The sequence below is a fragment of the Thermococcus sp. ES12 genome (assembly GCF_012027515.1).
Taxonomy (GTDB): Archaea; Methanobacteriota_B; Thermococci; order Thermococcales; family Thermococcaceae; genus Thermococcus; species Thermococcus barossii.
This window is the reverse complement of the sequence record NZ_SNUP01000126.1, coordinates 1-399: the sequence shown is the minus strand read 5'-3', so window position 1 is coordinate 399 and position 399 is coordinate 1. Positions and strand designations below refer to the sequence as shown.

1 protein-coding gene is annotated in these 399 nt (G+C 39.1%); it reads right to left on the bottom strand.

Going from position 1 to position 399, the window contains the following annotated elements; translation table 11 throughout:
• Positions 1–353, bottom strand: a 353-nt coding sequence (locus E3E37_RS11385) for a sugar phosphate nucleotidyltransferase (protein ID WP_167717467.1), incomplete at its 3' end; no start/stop codon positions are given.
• Positions 354–399 lie beyond the last annotated feature (46 nt).

Sequence of the window (399 nt, the reverse complement as noted above, 5' to 3'; positions counted from 1 at the left end):
AAAAAGTCTTCCAGAGAAAAGGAGAACAAATTGTCACCAGCAACTATAAGGTAATCGTCAACGCCAAGTTCTGAGACTGCATATTTAATAGCTCCAATAGTCCCCAGCTTTTCCTCTTCACTTATGGTTTCCTCTACAATAAGCCCAATGTTGTTTTTTTCGGCCCAACTCTTGAAATGCCTCTCAAAGAACTTATTGGTGGATACATGAACTTCCAAACCAAGATCCTTAGTCTTCTCAAGAATGTAATCGATAATATATTTATTTCCCACAGGCAAAAGGGGTTTTGGTTTACCCTTTGTGATCGGCCACAAACGAGTGGCATAGCCGCCAGCCATTATTAAAACTTTCATTATTTATCCCCCCTATAATCAAGTAGAATTTCACGTATCCTCTCTA